Below are 20,419 nucleotides of genomic sequence, written 5' to 3'. Positions count from 1 at the left end.
TAATGAATACAGTTGATAGTTACAAAATTGCAGTAATTGGACAGGGATATGTAGGTCTTCCGTTAGCATTAGAATTCTCAAAACACTTACCGGTCTATGGTTTTGATATCAATGTAAAGCGAATAGAGGAGCTCAGAAATGGTGATGACCATACATTGGAAGCCGATTCTGATGAAATACAAAAACGGTTGGATGAAGCTTCCGAAACCAATTTTAAAAAAGGCTATGTGCCTTCCTGTTCCCTGGAAGAAATTGCCAATGCCAATGTATACATTGTAACCGTGCCTACCCCGATTGACAGGTTTAATGCTCCGGATCTTACTTCACTGATCAAAGCAAGCAAAATGTTGGGCGGGATTATAAAGAAGGACGATATCATTATTTATGAATCCACCGTTTACCCGGGATGTACGGAAGAAGAATGTATTCCTGTATTGGAAAAAGAATCAGGGTTACAGCTGAATGAGGGTTTCTATGTTGGATATTCTCCCGAAAGAATTGTACCCGGAGACAAAGTTAATACGCTCGTAACAATAAAGAAAGTCACTTCCGGCTCAACACCTGAAATTGCCGAGAATATTGACCAGCTGTATAAGCTCATTATTAAAGCGGGAACTCACAAGGCACCGAGCATAAAAGTGGCAGAAGCTTCCAAAGCCATTGAAAATGCGCAAAGAGATGTTAATATTTCTTTTGTAAATGAACTGGCATTGATATTCGACAGGGTGGGGATTGATACCCATGATGTACTGGAAGCTGCAGGGACCAAGTTCAACTTCTTAAAATACCGCCCGGGCCTGGTAGGAGGTCACTGTATTTCTGTAGATCCGTATTATTTAGCGCATAAAGCCGTACAGTTGGGATATCATCCGCAGGTAATTTTAAGCGGAAGAAGAGTAAATGACATGATGCCGGAATTTATCGCCGGAAAAGTGGTAAAACTGATGATCCGGAAAGGAATCCAGGTTAAAAATGCAAACGCTTTGATTCTTGGAGTTACCTTTAAGGAAAACTGCCCGGATATCCGAAATACAAAAGTGGTGGATATTTACGCAGAACTGAAGCAATACGGGCTGAATGTAGACATCTACGATCCGTGGGCAGACCATCACGAAGTAAAGTCTGAATATAATCTGGAAACACTGGAAAGCCTTGCGGCTGACAAAAAATATGAGGTTGTGATTCTGGCTGTATCTCATAAAGAATTCAAGGATTTGGATATCAGTTCCCTGAAAAGTCATGAATCTGTATTATTTGATGTTAAAGCATTCTTGGAAAAAGATGCTGTAGACGCAAGATTATAATGTTGGAAAATATCTAAAATATTTTCAGAGTACTAATCAGAAGATACATCAGATAAAAGGAACATTGCTTTGCATCTTATAATGTTTCTTTAAAATTTAATCAAATTTCTTTAAGAAATTTTATAAATCAATTACTTTTCTTAATGAAAATCCGAAGTATTAAAGTAAACTACGCATTAAATTTACTGAGAGTAGTTTCCGGTATTTTGTTTGGCATTATTACAATGCCTTATATCAATAAAGTTTTAGGTGCCGAAAGCTTAGGGAAAGTTGAATACGTAAATTCTATTATTACTTATTTCTTATTATTATCGTCGTTGGGGATCCCCATGTACGGGCTTCGGGAAGTTGCAAAAATAAGAAACGACAGTTTCAAAAGAACGAAATTAGTAACTGAGCTGCTGACGATTTTAGGAATTACGACCCTGATCTCCTATCTGGTTATTTTCGGGGTCATTCTTAATCTTCCTTATTTTTTTTCATACAAAGAACTTATCATTATCCTGAGCACCACAATACTGTTTACGAATTTCGGGGCAGAATGGTTTTATCAGGGTATTGAAGACCAGATGTTTATAACAATCCGTTATCTGGTTGTCCGGGGTTTGAGTTTTGTCCTGCTGTTTGTTCTGGTCAAAAACCCGGATGATTATCTCTGGTATGCTTCTATCGTTGTTTTAAGCACGGCGGGAGCAAACGTTTTCAATGTTTTATACTTGAAGAAATATTTGGACTTTAAAGGAATTTCTTTTAAAAACTTAGACTTAAAACAGCATTTAAAACCGGCCATGACTATTTTTGTGGGCTCAATTTCAGTCAGTATTTATTTACAGCTGGATATTACCATTCTTGGTACGGCTAAAGGGGATGAAGCGGTAGGATATTACGTAATGGCCAATAAGCTGATCCGCTTTGTAATTGCAATGGTGACCACAATCGGTGCCGTTATGCTGCCCAGGCTCGCGCATTTGCTGGCAAGCGATAAGAGGGCATTCTATAATCTGGTAGAAACTGCTCTGAATTATATAATGATTTTTTCGATACCTGCTACCTTTGGTTTCCTGGTCCTGGCGAAAGATTTTACACTTTTAATGGGTGGCGATGGTTTTGAGGAATCAATTCTCACCACTCAGATCTTATCGCCTATTGTAACTATCGTAGGACTGGCTTATTTTTTAGGGTTTCTGATCCTTTTTCCGCTTGGGAAAGAACGGATTTATACAGTGTCAACAATTATTGCGGCTGTACTCAGTATTATTCTGAACTTAATTTTTGTCAACCGATACGGGCATAATGCAACGGCATCAATAGCTGTTTTTTCAGAGGTTATCGGCGTTGTATTTATGATTATTTTAGGGAAATCAATGCTGCGGAAAATTAATTTTTTTAACAGAAGCATACTCATTTATATTATTGCCTCAATTGCAATTTCAATCCTTCTGTTTTTATTAACTTCACTGCTTCCAGATCATACGTTGGTATTGAAAGTTGCTGTAGAAATAAGTGCCGCTGTTGTATTTTTTATGCTGATTCTTTATCTTTCCAAAGAAAAAGTTTTTTTTGAGGTAATCAATATGTTTAAAGCTAAATTGAAGAGATAGGATGGATTGTTCAATTATTATCGTTAATTACAATACAAAAACAATTACCAATGATTGTATTGAATCTGTGAAAAAATTCACGGAAGATATAAACTATGAAATTATTCTGGTAGATAACGCATCTACTGATGATTCTCCTGCTTTTTTCAGTGAAATGGAAGATATTATATTTATACAGTCTCCTGAAAATATCGGGTTCGGAAGAGCTAATAACCTGGGAGCTGAAAAGGCCAGAGGGGAATTTTTGTTTCTTTTAAATTCGGATACTGTGCTGATTGAAAACTCAGTTAAAAAACTTCTTGGTTTTTTTAGAAATAAAGAAGCAGAACTCAACATTGGAAGTCTAGGCTGTGTACTTGTGGATAAAGAGATGAACTATAATGGCTGCGGAAGCCATTTTACTTCCTGTGCAGAAGAAATTGATAATTATAAAAAAATCATCCCCGGGATGAAGTATTTGTTACGGGGTAAAACTGAAGTTCCTTTTCCTCTGGAAAAAAAATTTTTTGAAATTGATTACGTTATCGGGGCAGACCTTATGATAAGAAATCGTGTTTTTACGGACATGGGAGGTTTTGACAAGGATTTTTTTATGTATTATGAAGAAAGTGACCTGCAATACCGTATGAAAAAAGCCGGTTATCACGCTTATGTATATACGGATACAAAAATAATCCATTTAGAAGACGGCAGCGGTAAGGAAATAAAAAATTACAGCAATAAAAAAAGAATTATAACGCATACGAGTAAAAACCTCTTTCTGAAAAAAAATGATCCCGGGAATTTCGGCAAATACAGACTCTGGGATATGTTTTTTCTGTTTATTAATAAATTTAATACCCGGTATACCGCTCAGGAAAGGAAAAATTATGAAAATGCTGTAAAAAGAACATTAGTATGAAAGTAGCTATTATAGGAAGCAAAGATTTTGATAGTTTAGAATATCATTTGCATGATTCCCTGGAGTTTCTCGGGCACCAGGTTTTTCATATTGATATCAAAGATGTCATAAAGATACCCTACCGTTATAATTATTGGGCCACGAAGCTTTTCCCTTCTTATGATGAGCTTATTTTCAAAAAAATCGCAGAAAAAGTGATTGAACAGGAGCCGGACCTTGTCATTGCTACATATCGTTTTATCCATCCTGTTTGTATCAGAATGATAAAGCAGAACCTGAAGGCAAAGGTGATCCATATCAATCCGGATCAGATGACCACTCTGGAGCACCAGCAGATCTTCGCATCAGATTATGATGCATGGTTTACCAAAGAAAAGTATATGCTGGATTTTATGCAGAATAAAATGAGGCTGAATGCACACTATTTTCCGGAAGCCTTAAATCCTAGGGTACACAAGCCTTCGGCAAAAGACAGAAATCAATTAGAGAAAGAAATAGATATTGATGTGGTAACCTTCGGCACCATGTATCCTTACCGTTCAAGAATGGTAAGCGAGCTGATAAAGGCGGATATTAATGTTGTGTTGTTCGGAATTGCAGATAAAAGATTTGCAAGAAAAGAAATTGCTGAAAACTTCAGGAATGAGTTTATTACCGGTGAGAGAAAAGCAGAAGTTTTATGCGGATCCAAAATAGTGTTTAATAATTTCCATTATGCCGAAGTTAATTCTGCCAACGTAAAATTCTTCGAAATAGGAGGAATCGGAGCATTTCAGCTGTGCGATTATAAACCCGTCTTGGAAGAGTATTCTAAGATTGATGTTGAAAAGTTTACCTACAGGCATATAGACGAAGCCATTGAAAAAGTCAGGTATTACCTGGATAAACCCGAAGAAAGGTACGCACTGAGTGATCTTCAGAGACAGCATTTTATAGAAAATCATACGTACGATGTCAGGCTCACTGAAATGTTAAAATTAATTCATAAATAAACCATCTTTTGAAACTGAAACTCTCTTTTTTTGGATATATTTCAATGATTGTTTTATTGATAATTGTTTTATTGATAAGATCATTTGATATCTATGATAATGTAAAAAATCGTGAAGTTTTTTCGGAGCTGATTGTTGCTTTTTTATCGTCTCTGCTGGTATGGGTGCCTTTCGGGTACAACTGGTACAAAAAAGGCAAGCCTATTTTATCAGACTGGCTGAAATTCGCTACATTTTTATATCTTATCCTTAATTATTATCAGATTGCAGATAAACTAGGGACAAAAGACGTAGGGATATACGGAGAGCTGTATGTTAATCAGAGTTTGGTATTTCCGGCCATGTGGATCATATTCCTCAGTCTTGTAATGATTAATGTTTTAGATTTAATTTTCCTTATCATATCGAAAAATAAATTACAGCGGCTGAATGTTTATGAGATAAGCAGGAAGTATAAGTTAAAAAATCTGAGAATTTTTTATATATCCTCTTACTGTATCATGATTTTGCAGTTTATATTATTATTTTCAGGGGTAATAGGATATGGTGCAGACGAAGAAAATAATTTATCAAGCTATTCCTTTCTGTTACAGATTACCAACCAGACTTTACCTTTGTTTCTGACAATATATTTCTTTTTAAAATTTATAAGCGAATACGATTCCCGAAATTTCAATTTCTATTTTTATACTTATATTATACTGTATTTCGGTTTCGGCTTGATTGCAGGGATGAAAGGGATTTTAATTTTTGGGATTGTGATTTTTCTTATTCCTTATTTAGAATCCGGTAGAAGCCTTCCCAAGAAATGGATTGTGCCTGTACTTATTTTTTTATTATTCCTGTATCCTTTTAATAACAATTATAGGAATACCCTGATCAACATCCCGGGAATATCTAAAAAAGATGCTTTTGTAATTGCGATTGCCAAAACAGTGGAGCTGGATTTTAATAACAATGTATCGTCCGGCAGTAAAAGTTATTCAGAAAGAGTTTCTTTGCTGCCTTATCTGATTTTTTCTATGGAAAAAGAGAAAGAATGGAAGTACTATAAAAACATGGAACGATTTGTCTATCTTCCGGTCAGTATGGTGCCCAGGGCAATTCTTCCTGATAAGCCTGTATCAGATATCGGGGTGCGTTTACAGTCAATGATCACAGCCACCCATAATTCCATAACCCCTACTTTATACGGATGGGCTTATCTGGAAGGGGGATCTGTCTTTGTCTTCTGTCATTTACTGATGCTTCTGATTGTTATTAACATCATACAATACACGAAATATAAGAATACCATTCTTTATTTTATGTTTTACGTTAACTTTTTAATAAGTATTGTTACGATTGAAAATGACACCTATTTTTTTATAGCAGGTCTCATACAGAATTTATTTGTCTATTATATATTTAGCAGATTTTTCTTTAAAAGAGTAAAATAGCTTCAACTTTTATTAATCCTTTATCATAAGTATTTCTTTAGAATTGTTTAAATATTAAATTTTAATGATACCGTTATTAATAGTTCTTTTATTACTTTTTTCTTTTTTTGATGAAAAATTTTCATCAGTACAAAAGACTTTAGTATTGATTTTCTGTTTGGTAATGTGGTGGTTCCTGGAAAGTTTCAGATGGGAAAGCGGAACAGATTTTTATAATTACTATAATAATTTTGACGGCTTACGTATAAACCATGTAAGCACAGACAGATTTGAGCTGGGATATAATCTTCTGGTATTGTTCTGCAGGGATTATCTGAAGTGTACATTTTATGTTTTTAATGCACTTTACTATTCGGTTATATTCTTACTTTATTTTTTTTCAATCCGGAAGGCTACACCAAATTCTATACTTTTTCTGTTCATTTTCTTTTGTTTTGCCATCGGGCTGATGGGCAGTACCAGACAACTGATGGCTGTTTCCATTATGTTTTTTGCAAGTGTTTATTTTCTAGAAAACAAAAAAGTAGCGTTTATTGCCTGCATTCTTCTGGCATCGCTGTTTCACAGGACAATAATTGTTTGTCTAATCTTTGTTGTGTTTAATCATAACATCAGGTATAAATATTGGCTCTGCATGATTGCAGCTGCACTTTTAATACAGATCAGCGGGTTTAATGCATTTATAATGGGAAAATTTATCAGTCTTTTACCTGAAAGTTATTCAGACAGATTTACCGCATACCTTTCCTTATCAGAGCCTGATACAATAGATCTGAGAACCTATTTCTTTGGAATTTTAAGGCGTGGGTTGCCTGTATTCTTACTGCTTGTAAACAAAAATAAGCTCAACAAGCTGGTAGATCATACCAGATTACAGTATATTCTGAATATAATGTTCTTTTCACTCTTTGCTTATATAATCCTGTCTTTCAATTTTACGTTTATCATATCCCGGATTAGTATTTATTTCAATATCTTTGAAGCTCTTTTTTATGTTTGGCTGATAACGATATATACCAGAGAGAGAAAGTATCTTTATATTGCAGGATTAGTATCATTTTTTCTTGTACTTTGCGTCAAGTATATAATGAACTACCCACAGCTTTTCCTGCCGTATAAAACAATATTTTTTACATTCTAAATTATGGAAATTCATTTTTTTGAAAGACATCCTACAGAAGGGCAGATTAGTATTGAGAAACTTTTTTCAGTCTTATACAGGCAGCTGGAAGATCAAAACATAAAGTTTAAGGTTATAAAAAATCCTTTTCCGTTAAAGCAGCTTGGAAAAGCCATGTGGTTTTTTAAAAGGAACCAGGGAGACGTAAACCATATCACCGGAGATATTCACTGGGCCTGTTTACTTTTGGACAGGCATAAAACAATACTTTCTATACATGATCTGGTAGGGCTTCATCAATATACCGGATTAAAAAGATATCTGTATTACTTGCTATGGGTTTATCTTCCTGTAAAAAAATTAAAATATATCACGGTAATTTCAGACAAAACAAAAAATGAAATTTTAAAATATATTCCGTCAGCAGAAAATAAAATTCATGTAATTTCTAACTGTGTTACCGTTCCTATTCTGGAACATAATGATATAAGTCTTCAGCGGAAGCTGAAACTGCTGGTGGTAGGAACCAGGACAAATAAAAATGTAGAACGGATTTTAGAGGCGTTAACCGGCATAGAAGCGGAGATATTAATTATCGGAAAACTGGAAGTATCCCATAATATCTTTATAGAGCAGAATAATCTGCATGTCAGTAATTTTAATAATATTTCTGATGAAGATTTAGCGGAAAAATATCATCAGTCAGATATATTGTTATTTCCATCCTTATATGAAGGGTTTGGGTTGCCGATCCTTGAAGCGCAGGCGCAAAACTGCTGTGTCATAACCTCCGGTATTTCCCCGATGAAAGAAATTGCCGGCAATGGAGCGCTGCTGGTAGATCCTTTTTCGGTGAAAGAAATACGAGATGCCGTGCTCAAATTGATCCACAGCGAAGAAAAAAGAAAAGAGCTGATAAAAAACGGCAAAGAGAATATCAGGAAATACAGTCCTGAAAAAATCTCACAGCAATATATTAACTTATACCACCAAATAATAAAAAAATGATTTTTATTGATGCCTTATACATAAATAACGGTGGCGGAAAAGTGCTTTTGGATTATCTGATGCAGGAATTGGATAAGCTTGATGTTCCTGTTTTTTACCTGTTGGATAAAAGAATAGAAAATAATCATGAACCCGTAAACGAAAAATGCAGGATCGTTTTTCAGAAAGCAGATTATTATGGAAGAAAAAGGTTTTATAAAAAAAATAAAGAACATTTTTCAACCCTGCTGTGTTTCGGAAATTTGCCTCCTGCCATTAATCAAAGAAACTGTACTTCATATACTTATTTTCATCAGCCTTTATTTTTAGAATTGCCTGATGATATGCCGGTCAGACAGAAAATAATGTATTGGCTCAAAACAAAAATATTGTCTTATGACCGCAGGAATACAGAGTATTGGCTGGTACAGTCAGATTTTATAAAGCAAAAGCTTACCAGAAAATATAAAATAAAACAGGAGAAGGTTTTATTAATGCCTTTTTACCCTCCTTTTAAGGAAACTCAGACCGCAGTGAAGAGAGAAAAGCACAGCTATGTTTTTGTAAGCAATGCGGCTCCCCATAAGAATCATGTTAAACTGATAGACGCTTTCTGCCGTTTTTACGAAAACCATAAAAAAGGCGTACTTACCATTACGGTAGCAGAAAGTTTTACGGAACTGTGCCGGCTGATCAGAGAAAAACAGGATTTGGGGTATCCTATCAGAAACACCGGCTTTATAAAACGTGAGGATCTGAAAGAAATTTATCAGTCACATGAATATCTTATTTTCCCGTCTCTTGCAGAAAGTTTCGGATTAGGCCTTGTGGAAGCTATTGAAAACGGTTGTAATATCATCGGTGCAGATCTGCCGTATACCTATGAAGTCTGCGAGCCTTCAATAACATTCAACCCTTACGATGAAGGAAGCATCGTTAATGCCCTGACACAATCTTTGAAAGAAGATGTAAAACCCTCTGTGAAAAAAATCACAAACAATATTAATCAGCTTATTACACTTTTACATGGAAATACAAAATAAAACCCTTCTTATTACCGGCGGCACAGGTTCATTTGGCACCGCTGTTTTAAGAAAATTCTTACATACAGATCATTTTAAAGAAATCCGCATTTTTTCACGTGATGAAAAAAAGCAGGATGATATGCGTAACTACTACAAAAATGACAGGATAAAATATTATATCGGAGATGTAAGGGATTATAACAGTGTGGATTATGCAATGAAAGAGGTAGACTATGTTTTTCATGCCGCTGCCCTGAAGCAGGTTCCGTCCTGTGAGTTTTTCCCCATGCAGGCCGTTAAGACCAATGTTGAAGGAACCCAGAACGTTATTCGTGCGGCGGCATCAAACAAAGTGAAAAAAGTCATCTGCCTATCAACGGATAAAGCCGCTTATCCTATAAATGCCATGGGGATTTCCAAAGCAATGATGGAAAAAGTTGCCGTTGCCGAAGCTAGGAATCTGAAAGATACCATAGTATGCTTAACCCGTTACGGAAACGTTATGGCATCAAGAGGCTCTGTAATTCCTCTGTTTTTAAATCAGATTGAAAATAATGAAGATATAACCATTACAGATCCTAACATGACACGCTTTTTAATGTCGCTGGATGAAGCCGTAGATTTGGTTTTATTTGCATTTAAACACGCCAATCCCGGAGACTTATTTGTCAATAAGGCACCTGCCGCAACCATAGGCGATCTGGCTAAAGCTGTTCTGGAATTGAAACAGGCCTCCAATAAGATCAAAATTATAGGGACAAGGCATGGTGAAAAGCTGTATGAGACGCTCTGTACAAGAGAAGAAATGATGAATGCAGAAGATATGGGAGATTTTTACAGGATTCCCGCAGACAACCGTGACCTGAATTATGCCAAGTATTTCTCCGAAGGCAACCAGATCGAAAAATCAATACATGATTATAATTCTCACAATACAAAAAGAGAAGATGTGGAAGGAGTGAAAATTTTATTGAAAAAACTGAACCTTTTCCAAGACCCGTTGGGTAATTAGAAATCATAATTTATTAAGGGCGTTTAACGGACTTTTACCGAGAAAGCAATGTTCTGTCGGTATATATTCGAGATAAATTAAAATCAGTTTTTTAGATTTTTTATTAGCTCAAAGAAAGAGAAAGTAATTATAAATTTGATTCCCAGAAATGGAAACAGAAATAAAATGAAAAAATTAAAAGTAGTAACAATATTAGGGACAAGGCCTGAGATTATCCGTCTGACAGAATGTATCAAGAAATGCGATCATTATTTTGAGCACATTTTGATCCATACCGGCCAGAATTATGATTATGAGCTTAACGAGATTTTCTTTGAAGACCTGGACCTTCGCAGGCCTGATTATTTTCTGAATGTGGTTGGGGCTCACTTAGGAGAAACAATTGGCAATGTAATTTCCAAATCCTATGAAATCCTTTCGAAAGAAAAACCGGATGCATTGCTGGTTCTGGGAGATACCAACAGTGTCTTAAGCACGATTGCAGCAAAAAGGCTGAAAATCCCGATCTTTCATATGGAAGCAGGCAACAGGTGTTTTGACCAGAATGTTCCTGAAGAGATTAACAGAAAAATATCAGACCATATCAGTGATATCAACCTTACCTATACAGAAAACAGCAGAAGGTATCTGCTGAGCGAAGGGTTCCGCAAAGACCATGTGTTTGTAACAGGTTCTCCGTTAAGAGAAGTTTTAGATAAATATCAGGATAAAATTCAGCAAAGTGATGTTGTTGAAAGGCTTGGATTAAAAGAATCCGGATTTATAGTAGTAAGTGCACACAGGGAAGAAAATATAGACCTAGGGGATAATTTTGAAGTTCTGGTGGAATCCATTAATGCCGTTGCTGAAAAATACAATATGCCTGTCATTTTTTCTACCCATCCGCGGACAAAAACCAGGATTGAAAAAAATAACATTAAATTTCATCCATTAATCCAGAATGTGGCCCCATTAGGTTTCTTTGACTATGTAAAATTACAAAGCAAATCTTTTATTGTCCTTTCGGACAGCGGCACCATTAGTGAAGAATCTGCGATGATGGGCTTTCCGGCAGTAAGTATCAGAACAAGCACGGAGAGGCCGGAAGCAATTGATGCCGGAACAATCGTACTGGGAGGGATTTCTAAAAACCAGATGTTAAACGCCATTGAAGTATCCAAAGGCCTGTTTGACCCTGCTGTTGATCTGTCATTTGAATATAATGTAAAAAATACTTCAGACCGGGTGGTCAAAGCAATCCAGAGCTATACAGCCATTGTAAATAAAGTGATATGGGACAAAAAATAAAAAAAGTACTGGTTATAGGCATCAAAGGTATGGCGGGCCATGTTCTTTATAATTATCTTCAAAAAAATGATAGCCATGAAGTATATGGTATAGCAAGAAACATTAGTGAAACCGCGAGGGAATTTTCTTTAGACGTTTCTGATACTGTCAGATTAAAGGAAATCATTGAAGATCATAACTTTGATTTTATCATAAATTGCATCGGGATCCTGAATAAAGACGCCGAAGATCATCCCGCAAAAGCAATCTGGTTCAACAGCTATTTCCCGCATTTTTTAGAAGAAGTAACAAAAGAGATGAAAACCAGGGTTATCCAGATCAGTACAGACTGTGTTTTCAATGGCAGGCGCGGACAGTATAAAGAAGATGATGTTAAGGACGGTGAGGGTTTTTATGCCCAGTCTAAAGCTTTGGGAGAAATTACCAACCATAAGGATCTTACGGTAAGAACTTCCATTATCGGTCCTGAACTTAACAAAGACGGCATCGGCCTTTTTCACTGGTTTATGAATCAGTCAGGCGAAGTCAACGGGTATACTTCTGCCCTTTGGAGCGGGGTGACCACACTGGAATTGGCCAAAGCAGTGGAATTCCTTATAGAAAACCCGTTGCAGGGCCTGGTGCACCTTACGAACGGTATTCCGATCAATAAATATGACCTGATTACGGCATTTAAAGAAGTTTGGGACAGGAAAGACATACGGATAAATTCTTATGACGGGAAAAAGGCAGATAAGTCTTTGGTAAAATCAAAAACTTTAGATTATCAGGTTCCGGGCTACAGGGAAATGCTTGAAGAACAAAAACACTGGATGATGGAATTCTCTAATTTTTATACATACTGATTTTGAATATTTTATTTGTTTTCTTCACATTACCACATTTATCACAATCCGCAATGTACAGTGATATGGTCAATGTGTTTCACCAAAACGGACACAGGGTTTTTCCAATGGCCCCTGCTGATAGTCAGGAAAACAAATCTTTTGTTTCCACGGAAGAAGGGATTGACGTTTTAAGAATAAAAACGCTGGATGTTTTCAGTAAAAATAAATTCATAAAAGGATTTGCAAACATTTTGCTTTCAAATCAGTTCAAAAAAGGCTACAACAGGTTTTGGAAGAAAAACAAAATAGATCTTATCATTGTCGCCACACCTTCAGTCATGTTTGCCGGGTTTGTTTCATACCTGAAAAAATATACCGGAGCTAAAGTTCTTTTGATGCAGAAGGATATTTTCCCGCAGAATGCAGTTGATCTGGGGCTCATGAAAAAAGACGGACTAACCTATAATTTTTTCAAGAAAAATGAAGTAAAGCTTTTATCTGAAGCGGATTATATCGGATGCACGTCCCCCGGAAACATTGCTTATCTTCTGAAACATTATGATTTTCTGAAAAACAAAAAAGTAGAACTTTTATATAACAGCACCAAACTGCTAGAATTTTCGTCAGATAAAAATATCCGGACAAAATACCACCTTGGCCATAAATTTATTGTGGTTTTCGGGGGAAATATGGGAAAGCCTCAGCAGCTTGAGAATGTACTTTCTTTGGCAAAAAAATGCAGCGTTTATGAAGATGTGAAGTTTCTTATTATCGGTACCGGTACAGAAGTTGAAGAACTGAAGAGGGAAGCAGGTAAAATGCAATTGCACAATCTTCAGTTTGTTGATAAAGTTCCCAGAGAAGAATACTTTCAGCTCTTGTCAAATTGTAATATCGGTTTGATAAGCCTTCACCAAAACTTCACCGTTCCCAACACGCCGATGAAGCTTAACGATTATTTAAATGCGGAAATTCCTGTGCTGGCATCTATTGACAGGGGAAATGATCTGGGGATTCTGCTGGAAAAGAACAGCATGGGTAAATTTGCCTATGCAGATGCTCCGGACGATCTGTTTTCTGCTTTTAAGGAACTGTACGAAGATAAATCCAAATGTCATGAATTGGGGCAGAACGGGAAAAAATTCTGTCTCGAAAATCTTTCTGCAGACAAATCATATGAAACAATATTAGAAATAATAAAAGATGTATAAAAACTTCTTTAAAAGGCTTATCGATTTTTTTGTTGCATTAATAGGTTTCTTACTCTTAAGCCCTTTTTTTATCTTAGCAACAGCCGGACTTTTCCTTGCCAATCACGGAAAACCCTTTTTCTTCCAGAAGAGGCCCGGCAAAAACGGAAAAATTTTCAGTATCTTAAAGTTCAAGACAATGAATGATAAGAGAGATGCTGACGGAAACCTTTTGTCCGATGCACAACGGCTTACGCCGGTAGGGGCTTTTGTAAGAAAAACCTCGCTGGATGAACTTCCGCAGCTGATTAACGTGCTGAAAGGAGATATGTCACTTATCGGGCCGCGCCCCTTATTGCCGGAATATTTATCTTTGTACAATGAATTTCAGTCGAGGCGCCATGAAGTAAGGCCCGGAATTACAGGCTGGGCACAGGTTAACGGCAGAAATTCAATTTCATGGCAGAAAAAATTTGAATATGATGTCTGGTATGTTGACCATCTTTCTTTATCACTGGACCTGAAGATTTTTTTTCTGACCATTAAAAAAGTATTTATAAGAGAAGGTATTTATCAGGAAGGGCAGGCCACCATGAAACCTTTTAACGGAAATAATTAAATATGAAAAAAATAGCAATTATTGGAGCCGGAGGCTTTGGGCGGGAAGTAAAAATGCTGATCGACCAGATAAATGAAGTAACCCCGGGTTACGAGATCATAGGCTTCTATGATGACAAAGAGCACGCAGAAATAATTAACGGAATACCTTATTTGGGGCAGGTAGAAAATGTCAATGAAATAAATGATCCTGTATGTCTGGCTGTTGCAATCGGAGATCCTTTTACCAAGAAGAAAGTTATCGGTAAAATAACCAATCAAAATATTGAATACCCAAATCTTATCCATCCTTCCGTAATCATAGGAAAAGATAATGTATCTTTCGGGAAAGGAAATATCATCTGTGCCGGAGTGATCATAACGGTGGATATTGAAATTGAAGACTTTGTGATCCTGAATTTATCCTGTACATTGGGGCATGATACCAAAATTAAAAGCTTCAGTTCATTCATGCCTACCGTGAATATTTCCGGTGAGGTGATGATCAATGAAAGCGTATATGTCGGGACAGGTGCTAAAATTATCAATCTGCTGGAAATAGGAGAAAATACCGTTGTGGGGGCTGGAGCCGTAGTGGCAAAAAGTCTTCCGGCAAACTGTACAGCTGTGGGAATTCCGGCAAAACCTATAAAATTTCACGAATAATATGAACTCAAAAATCTGGCTCTCTTCCCCGCATATGGGAGGTAACGAGCAAAAATATATCAATGAGGCTTTTGCTGAAAACTGGGTGGCACCTTTGGGGCCTAATGTAGACGGATTTGAAGAAGATCTGGAAAAATTCCTGGGAGAAGATGTCAAGGTAGCCGCCTTATCAGCCGGAACCGCAGCGCTTCACCTCGCCTTGATCCAGTGTGGAGTAGGACCGGGTGACGAGGTAATCTGCCAGTCTATGACTTTTTCAGCATCCGCCAACCCGATCGCCTATTGCGGGGCAACCCCCGTGTTTGTAGACAGCGAGCCGGAAACATGGAATATGTGTCCTGCAGGGTTAAGGCAGGCTGTTGGAGAACGGATCAAAAAAGGGAAAAAGCCTAAGGCAATTATTGTAGTTCATTTATATGGGATGCCTGCAAAAATGGACGGAATTATGTCTATTGCCAGAGAATTTGATATCGAAGTGATTGAAGACGCAGCAGAAGCACTGGGATCAGCTTACAAAGGCCAGATGTGCGGGACTTTCGGAAGGTTTGGGATTCTGAGCTTCAACGGTAATAAAATTATTACCACTTCAGGCGGCGGCGCGATGGTATGCCAGACTTCCGAAGATAGAACCCAGACGGTTTTCCTTTCTACACAGGCGAGAGACCAGGCACCGCATTACCAGCATTCCCAGATTGGCTTCAATTACAGGATGAGTAATATCGTTGCGGGAATCGGGAGAGGGCAGATGGAAGTTTTAAACAGCCGGGTGGAAGCAAGGAGGGACATGCATACGCTGTACGCAGACCTTTTCAGAGATATTGATGGGGTAACTGTATTTTCAGAGCCTTCAGAAGATTTTTATTCCAATCACTGGCTTTCTGCAATTGTAGTTAATCCCCAGGTTACCGGAAAAACAAGGGAAGCGCTGAGAATGGCCTTTCTTGAAGATAACATAGAATCGAGACCATTGTGGAAGCCGATGCACATGCAGCCGGTTTTTGAAAATGCACCGTTCTATGGCGGAGGAACTTCCGAAAAATTATTTAATGACGGCTTATGTCTTCCTTCCGGATCCAATCTCAGAGAAGATGAAAAAGAAAGGATTTCAAATGTAATTAAAACATTTTTTGGAAAATAATTCTGTTAAATGAATCATTACAGGTATTGGAAGGTAGTTTTAGACGGTATTCTGTCAGGAGTACTGATTGTCCTTTTTTTACCGTTAATGATTTTATTATTCATCATTGTGAGCATTGATACAAGGTCTAACGGTATTTTCTGCCAGAGAAGAGTGGGGCAGTTCGGAAAGACCTTTACCATTTATAAGTTTAAAACCCTCAGAGAACCGGAAAAAGAAAGTTCAGCAACCGGCTTGATGCTCAGGAAGCTGAAGCTTGATGAACTGCCGCAGTTGTTTAATATTATAAAGGGGGAAATGAGCTTTGTAGGCCCGCGCCCGGATATCGAAGGCTATTATGACAGGTTAGCCGGGGCAGATCGGAAGGTTTTAAATTTAAAGCCCGGGATCACGTCTGAAGCCAGTATCAAATACAGCAGTGAAGAAGCTTTATTAAAAGCACAGAAAAATCCGGTACAGTACAATGACGAGATTATTTTTCCGGATAAAGTACAGATGAGTATGCAGTATCTGGAAAATATGTCGTTTTCTACAGACATAAAAATTTTAATAAAAACTGTCTTTAAAATTTTTATACATTAAAACGTATTTATAATGGTCAATAATTTACTATGAAAATAAAAGAAACCCCTTTAAAAGACTGTTACATCATCGAACCAACGATTTTCGAGGATGACAGAGGTTATTTTTTTGAAAAATTCAATGAAAAAAAGTTTGAGGAATTAACGGGAATGAACGGTCATTTTGTTCAGGACAATGTTTCCAGATCTTCTTACGGCGTTCTTCGCGGCCTTCACCTGCAGAAAGGGGAGCATGCCCAGGCAAAACTGGTTTCCTGTCTGGAAGGAAGGGTATGGGACGTTGCCGTAGACTTAAGGGAAGACTCCCCGACGTTCGGAAAATGGTTCGGCGTGGAGCTTACCGCAGAAAATAAAGTCCAACTGTATATTCCGAGAGGTTTCGGGCATGGCTTTTCCGTGCTGAGCGAAGCTGCCGTATTTGCCTATAAATGTGATAATTTTTATAACAAAGAATCGGAAGGAAGCGTTAAATATAACGACAAAGATCTCGGTATCGATTGGAAAATAGCAAATGATGAGGCCGTATTGTCTGAAAAAGATGAAAATGCCCCGGGCTTTAAAGACAGGAATTTTTAACAGCATACGTAAGATCACTTTTAAAGTGGTCTTATTTTTTGGTCCGCACTCTTCAATATTTTGTATCTTTGCAAACTCAAAATCAAAAAGATGCGAACAAAATCGGTAGGTAAGAAGAAAATCAATGTAGTAACTCTTGGATGCTCCAAGAATGTCTATGATTCCGAAGTCCTCATGAGCCAGCTTAAAGCCAACGGTAAAGAAGTTGTTCATGAAGACCGGGGGGATATTGTGGTGATCAATACCTGCGGATTTATTGATAATGCAAAAGAAGAATCCATCAACACGATCCTGGATTATGTAGAAGCAAAAAACAGGGGCGAAGTGGAAAAGGTATTCGTAACAGGATGTCTTTCAGAACGGTATAAGCCTGATCTGATCAGGGAGATCCCGGATGTGGACCAGTATTTCGGAACCCGCGACCTGCCGATTCTATTAAAGCATTTAGGCGCAGACTACAAGCATGAGCTGGTAGGCGAAAGGATGACCACAACGCCTAAACATTATGCATACCTTAAAATTTCTGAAGGCTGCGACCGGCCATGTTCATTCTGTGCCATTCCGCTGATGAGAGGAGGACACATTTCCACGCCTATTGAAAAGCTGGTGCTTGAAGCTCAGAAATTAGCTAAAAAAGGGACCAAAGAATTGATTTTAATTGCCCAGGACCTTACTTATTACGGTCTTGATATCTATAAAAGGCGCGCATTGGGGGATCTTTTGAAAGAACTGGTTAAGATTGACGGGATTGAATGGATCCGTCTTCACTATGCTTTCCCGAGCGGCTTCCCGGAAGATGTCCTGGATATTATCCGTGAAGAACCTAAAGTCTGTAATTACATAGATATTCCGCTTCAGCATATCAATTCAGAGCTGCTTAAATCCATGAAGAGAGGGACTACCCATGAAAAAACAAACGCCCTGCTCAGCAAGTTCAGGGAGAAAGTTCCTGATATGGCGGTACGGACTACGCTGATTGTAGGCTATCCCGGAGAAACCGAAGAGATTTTCCAGGAACTGAAAGACTGGGTGAAGGAACAGAAATTTGACAGGCTCGGATGCTTTACCTATTCTCATGAAGAAAATACCGGGGCCTATGTGCTGGAAGATGATATTCCACAGGAAATCAAAGAATCAAGGGTAGAAGAGATCATGGAAATCCAGTCGCAGATTTCATGGGAAAAGAATCAGGAAAAAATAGGAAATATCTACAGGTGTATATTCGACAGGAAAGAGGGGAATTACTTCATCGGAAGAACGGAATACGATTCTCCGGATGTGGATAATACCGTTTTGGTCTCTGCTGAAGATACCTACATTTCAATCGGAGAATTTGCCCAGGTAAAAATTACTTCCGCAGAAGAGTTTGATCTGTACGGAGAATTGGTGTAGCCTTTTCAGGATTATAGCTGTTATATTTGGTGAGGTAATATAATCAGATAATTGAGAATCATAAGGGCTCAATAATAAATAAATATACATCATAAAATCTTGATCAAGAAATTTCTTTAAAATATAAACCGATGAATTTTCATCGGTTTTTTTTATTGACTTATTCAGACGGTGAATATAATAATATTATTGAAAATCAATTGATTATAAAGATTGACTGTTCGTAAAATAATATAAAAATAGTAGAGATAGTTAATTTTATTAACTTTTTAATAAATATTTTAACGCTTTTTAACAATGGTAAATATTCTATTGAATATCAGTAACTTAAAATAAAAATTAACAAAATATTTAGTTTTCGTTAACTGTAATTAACAATTGGAATAGGCCGGTAGGAACTTTCCTGATACATTTGCCCAGTCAAAACAAATAAAAGTTCAAAATGATGAAAAGATTCATTCTTGTAATCATAATGATGATTTCAGCCTTCGGTATTTACTCTTTCAAGATTAATGCCACAGATGCAAAAAAAACAAGTTATGCATCGTACTACCACAATAAATTTAACGGTAGGAAAACAGCCAGCGGAGAAATTTTCAGCAATTCAAAGTTTACCGCAGCAAACAGGACGCTTCCATTCGGAACAAATATTAAGGTAACCAACCTGAACAATGGTAAAGAGGTAATTGTGAAGATAAATGACAGAGGACCTTACCATTCATCAAGAGCTTTGGATATGTCTAAGGCGGCATTCGATGAAATCGGGAATACCGGTAGCGGTACCATTCCGGTGGAATATGAAATTATCAATTAAACGTATGATTTAAATTAATAAAGCCGGCTCAAAGCCGGCTTTATTGTTTTATAAGCTAAATTCAACCAAAGCCGGGCAGTGGTCTGAATGGGCAGCTTCTTTAAGAATAACGGCCCTGGTCAGCTTGTCTTTTAAACTGTAGGAAGCAAAATTGTAATCCAGTCTCCAGCCCTTATTGTTCGCTCTGGCATTCTGCCGGTAACTCCACCAGGTATAATGGTCAGGCTCATTATTAAAGAACCTGAAACTGTCGATCAGCTCGCATTCGTTGATGAAACTGGTCATCCATTCCCGTTCCATCGGCAGAAAGCCGGACGTGTTTTTTAAACCCACCGGATTATGAATGTCAATTGCCTCATGGCAGATATTGAAATCCCCCGAAATTATAAGATTAGGGATTTCCTTTTTTAAATTTTTGATGTAATCTGAGAAATCACGGCAGAACTGCATCTTGAATTCCAGTCTTTCTATATTGGATGCAGAAGGGACATATACCGAGATTACAGAAAACCCGTCAAAATCTGCACGGATAATCCGGCCTTCATTATCATAGCTTTCAATCCCGCATCCGAATTCTACATGGTCAGGCTTTACTTTTGAAGCGATACCCACCCCGCTGTATCCTTTTTTTACCGCCGAATGCCAATAGCTGTGATAGCCCAGCTTTTCCAGGCTTTCGATATCAATCTGGTCATTGCCGGCTTTGCTCTCCTGGATACAGATGATATCAGGGTCAGAAGTTTTCAGCCATCCTAAAAAATCCTTGGTAAAAGCTGCGCGGATTCCGTTTACATTGTATGTGATGAGTCTCATTGCTGTTTATAAATTTATTTGATCATAATATTTAAAGAGTAAATCCTATGATTTTAAATAGGCGGCGGCCTGAGTGCTGAAGTCTGAATCAGAACTTTGCAAACAGGACGAATACTGAACATGATTTACTTATTTCTGCGAAGATATGAACATTAAA

General features: G+C 37.4%; 20 protein-coding genes. 19 read left to right on the top strand and 1 reads right to left on the bottom strand.

Going from position 1 to position 20,419, the window contains the following annotated elements; genetic code table 11:
- The first annotated feature begins 2 nt into the window (after positions 1-2).
- From SD427_RS14765 to SD427_RS14680, 19 genes are all read left to right on the top strand, one after another.
- Entirely contained in the window at positions 3-1,304 is a 1,302-nt protein-coding gene (locus SD427_RS14765) for a nucleotide sugar dehydrogenase (RefSeq protein ID WP_320558565.1), read from the top strand.
- Between the two features lie 143 nt (positions 1,305-1,447).
- Positions 1,448-2,905 (top strand): flippase, encoded by a 1,458-nt coding sequence (locus SD427_RS14760; RefSeq protein WP_320558564.1) that lies wholly within the window; start codon positions 1,448-1,450, stop codon positions 2,903-2,905.
- Position 2,906: 1 nt separating this feature from the next.
- A complete protein-coding gene (locus SD427_RS14755; RefSeq protein WP_320558563.1) occupies positions 2,907-3,806 on the top strand; it encodes a glycosyltransferase family 2 protein in 900 nt (299 codons plus the stop codon).
- On the top strand, positions 3,803-4,798 hold the full coding sequence (locus SD427_RS14750) for a glycosyltransferase (RefSeq protein ID WP_320558562.1): 996 nt from the start codon (positions 3,803-3,805) through the stop codon (positions 4,796-4,798). The genes SD427_RS14755 and SD427_RS14750 overlap by 4 nt, the downstream gene beginning before the upstream one ends.
- A gap of 71 nt (positions 4,799-4,869) precedes the next feature.
- Entirely contained in the window at positions 4,870-6,237 is a 1,368-nt protein-coding gene (locus tag SD427_RS14745) for a hypothetical protein (protein ID WP_320558561.1), read from the top strand.
- Positions 6,238-6,301: 64 nt separating this feature from the next.
- The gene (locus SD427_RS19110; protein WP_414017693.1) at positions 6,302-7,378 is read left to right on the top strand and encodes an EpsG family protein; all 1,077 of its coding nucleotides are present in this window, start codon (positions 6,302-6,304) and stop codon (positions 7,376-7,378) included.
- A gap of 3 nt (positions 7,379-7,381) precedes the next feature.
- The gene (locus tag SD427_RS14740; protein ID WP_320558560.1) at positions 7,382-8,365 is read left to right on the top strand and encodes a glycosyltransferase family 1 protein; all 984 of its coding nucleotides are present in this window, start codon (positions 7,382-7,384) and stop codon (positions 8,363-8,365) included.
- Positions 8,362-9,387, top strand: coding sequence for a glycosyltransferase (locus tag SD427_RS14735; RefSeq protein ID WP_320558559.1), 1,026 nt, complete (start codon positions 8,362-8,364; stop codon positions 9,385-9,387). Before SD427_RS14740 ends, SD427_RS14735 begins: the two co-directional genes overlap by 4 nt.
- Positions 9,371-10,381 carry a polysaccharide biosynthesis protein gene (locus SD427_RS14730; protein ID WP_320558558.1) on the top strand — a complete coding sequence of 337 codons (1,011 nt, stop codon included), beginning with the start codon at positions 9,371-9,373 and terminating at the stop codon, positions 10,379-10,381. The genes SD427_RS14735 and SD427_RS14730 overlap by 17 nt, the downstream gene beginning before the upstream one ends.
- A gap of 165 nt (positions 10,382-10,546) precedes the next feature.
- Positions 10,547-11,668: a non-hydrolyzing UDP-N-acetylglucosamine 2-epimerase gene (wecB, locus tag SD427_RS14725; protein ID WP_320558557.1), complete on the top strand. Its 1,122-nt coding sequence runs from the start codon at positions 10,547-10,549 to the stop codon at positions 11,666-11,668.
- Positions 11,653-12,513, top strand: coding sequence for an SDR family oxidoreductase (locus tag SD427_RS14720; protein WP_320558556.1), 861 nt, complete (start codon positions 11,653-11,655; stop codon positions 12,511-12,513). The genes wecB and SD427_RS14720 overlap by 16 nt, the downstream gene beginning before the upstream one ends.
- Positions 12,514-12,566: 53 nt before the next feature.
- On the top strand, positions 12,567-13,706 hold the full coding sequence (locus SD427_RS14715) for a glycosyltransferase family 4 protein (protein WP_320558555.1): 1,140 nt from the start codon (positions 12,567-12,569) through the stop codon (positions 13,704-13,706).
- Entirely contained in the window at positions 13,699-14,304 is a 606-nt protein-coding gene (locus SD427_RS14710) for a sugar transferase (RefSeq protein ID WP_320558554.1), read from the top strand. Before SD427_RS14715 ends, SD427_RS14710 begins: the two co-directional genes overlap by 8 nt.
- Before the next feature lie 2 nt (positions 14,305-14,306).
- The gene (locus SD427_RS14705; RefSeq protein WP_320558553.1) at positions 14,307-14,948 is read left to right on the top strand and encodes an acetyltransferase; all 642 of its coding nucleotides are present in this window, start codon (positions 14,307-14,309) and stop codon (positions 14,946-14,948) included.
- A 1-nt stretch (position 14,949) separates the two neighbouring features.
- Entirely contained in the window at positions 14,950-16,086 is a 1,137-nt protein-coding gene (locus SD427_RS14700) for an aminotransferase class I/II-fold pyridoxal phosphate-dependent enzyme (protein WP_320558552.1), read from the top strand.
- A gap of 9 nt (positions 16,087-16,095) precedes the next feature.
- A complete protein-coding gene (locus SD427_RS14695) occupies positions 16,096-16,668 on the top strand; it encodes a sugar transferase (protein ID WP_320558551.1) in 573 nt (190 codons plus the stop codon).
- A 29-nt stretch (positions 16,669-16,697) separates the two neighbouring features.
- Entirely contained in the window at positions 16,698-17,243 is a 546-nt protein-coding gene (gene rfbC / locus SD427_RS14690; protein ID WP_320558550.1) for a dTDP-4-dehydrorhamnose 3,5-epimerase, read from the top strand.
- A gap of 90 nt (positions 17,244-17,333) precedes the next feature.
- On the top strand, positions 17,334-18,635 hold the full coding sequence (rimO, locus tag SD427_RS14685) for a 30S ribosomal protein S12 methylthiotransferase RimO (protein ID WP_320558549.1): 1,302 nt from the start codon (positions 17,334-17,336) through the stop codon (positions 18,633-18,635).
- Positions 18,636-19,077: 442 nt separating this feature from the next.
- Complete coding sequence (locus SD427_RS14680; RefSeq protein WP_320558548.1) at positions 19,078-19,449, top strand: septal ring lytic transglycosylase RlpA family protein; 372 nt, start codon at positions 19,078-19,080, stop codon at positions 19,447-19,449.
- 48 nt (positions 19,450-19,497) lie between these two features.
- Here SD427_RS14680 and SD427_RS14675 read toward each other — a convergent pair whose 3' ends face one another.
- Entirely contained in the window at positions 19,498-20,262 is a 765-nt protein-coding gene (locus SD427_RS14675) for an exodeoxyribonuclease III (protein ID WP_320558547.1), read from the bottom strand.
- Between the last annotated feature and the right edge of the window lie 157 nt (positions 20,263-20,419).

The sequence above is a fragment of the Chryseobacterium sp. JJR-5R genome (assembly GCF_034047335.1).
GTDB lineage: Bacteria > Bacteroidota > Bacteroidia > Flavobacteriales > Weeksellaceae > Chryseobacterium.
Note: the sequence above shows the minus strand (reverse complement) of the source record. Positions and strands in the feature narration are given on the sequence as shown.

Excerpts from the sequence above, each read along its gene's own strand:
- SD427_RS14765 (WP_320558565.1), top strand. The coding sequence starts at position 3 with ATGAATACAGTTGATAGTTACAAAATTGCAGTAATTGGACAGGGATAT.
- SD427_RS14760 (WP_320558564.1), top strand. The coding sequence starts at position 1,448 with ATGAAAATCCGAAGTATTAAAGTAAACTACGCATTAAATTTACTGAGA.
- SD427_RS14755 (WP_320558563.1), top strand. The coding sequence starts at position 2,907 with ATGGATTGTTCAATTATTATCGTTAATTACAATACAAAAACAATTACC.
- SD427_RS14750 (WP_320558562.1), top strand. The coding sequence starts at position 3,803 with ATGAAAGTAGCTATTATAGGAAGCAAAGATTTTGATAGTTTAGAATAT.
- SD427_RS19110 (WP_414017693.1), top strand. The coding sequence starts at position 6,302 with ATGATACCGTTATTAATAGTTCTTTTATTACTTTTTTCTTTTTTTGAT.
- SD427_RS14740 (WP_320558560.1), top strand. The coding sequence starts at position 7,382 with ATGGAAATTCATTTTTTTGAAAGACATCCTACAGAAGGGCAGATTAGT.
- SD427_RS14735 (WP_320558559.1), top strand. The coding sequence starts at position 8,362 with ATGATTTTTATTGATGCCTTATACATAAATAACGGTGGCGGAAAAGTG.
- SD427_RS14730 (WP_320558558.1), top strand. The coding sequence starts at position 9,371 with ATGGAAATACAAAATAAAACCCTTCTTATTACCGGCGGCACAGGTTCA.
- wecB (WP_320558557.1), top strand. The coding sequence starts at position 10,547 with ATGAAAAAATTAAAAGTAGTAACAATATTAGGGACAAGGCCTGAGATT.
- SD427_RS14720 (WP_320558556.1), top strand. The coding sequence starts at position 11,653 with ATGGGACAAAAAATAAAAAAAGTACTGGTTATAGGCATCAAAGGTATG.
- SD427_RS14715 (WP_320558555.1), top strand. The coding sequence starts at position 12,567 with ATGTACAGTGATATGGTCAATGTGTTTCACCAAAACGGACACAGGGTT.
- SD427_RS14710 (WP_320558554.1), top strand. The coding sequence starts at position 13,699 with ATGTATAAAAACTTCTTTAAAAGGCTTATCGATTTTTTTGTTGCATTA.
- SD427_RS14705 (WP_320558553.1), top strand. The coding sequence starts at position 14,307 with ATGAAAAAAATAGCAATTATTGGAGCCGGAGGCTTTGGGCGGGAAGTA.
- SD427_RS14700 (WP_320558552.1), top strand. The coding sequence starts at position 14,950 with ATGAACTCAAAAATCTGGCTCTCTTCCCCGCATATGGGAGGTAACGAG.
- SD427_RS14695 (WP_320558551.1), top strand. The coding sequence starts at position 16,096 with ATGAATCATTACAGGTATTGGAAGGTAGTTTTAGACGGTATTCTGTCA.
- rfbC (WP_320558550.1), top strand. The coding sequence starts at position 16,698 with ATGAAAATAAAAGAAACCCCTTTAAAAGACTGTTACATCATCGAACCA.
- rimO (WP_320558549.1), top strand. The coding sequence starts at position 17,334 with ATGCGAACAAAATCGGTAGGTAAGAAGAAAATCAATGTAGTAACTCTT.
- SD427_RS14680 (WP_320558548.1), top strand. The coding sequence starts at position 19,078 with ATGATGAAAAGATTCATTCTTGTAATCATAATGATGATTTCAGCCTTC.
- SD427_RS14675 (WP_320558547.1), bottom strand. The coding sequence starts at position 20,262 with ATGAGACTCATCACATACAATGTAAACGGAATCCGCGCAGCTTTTACC.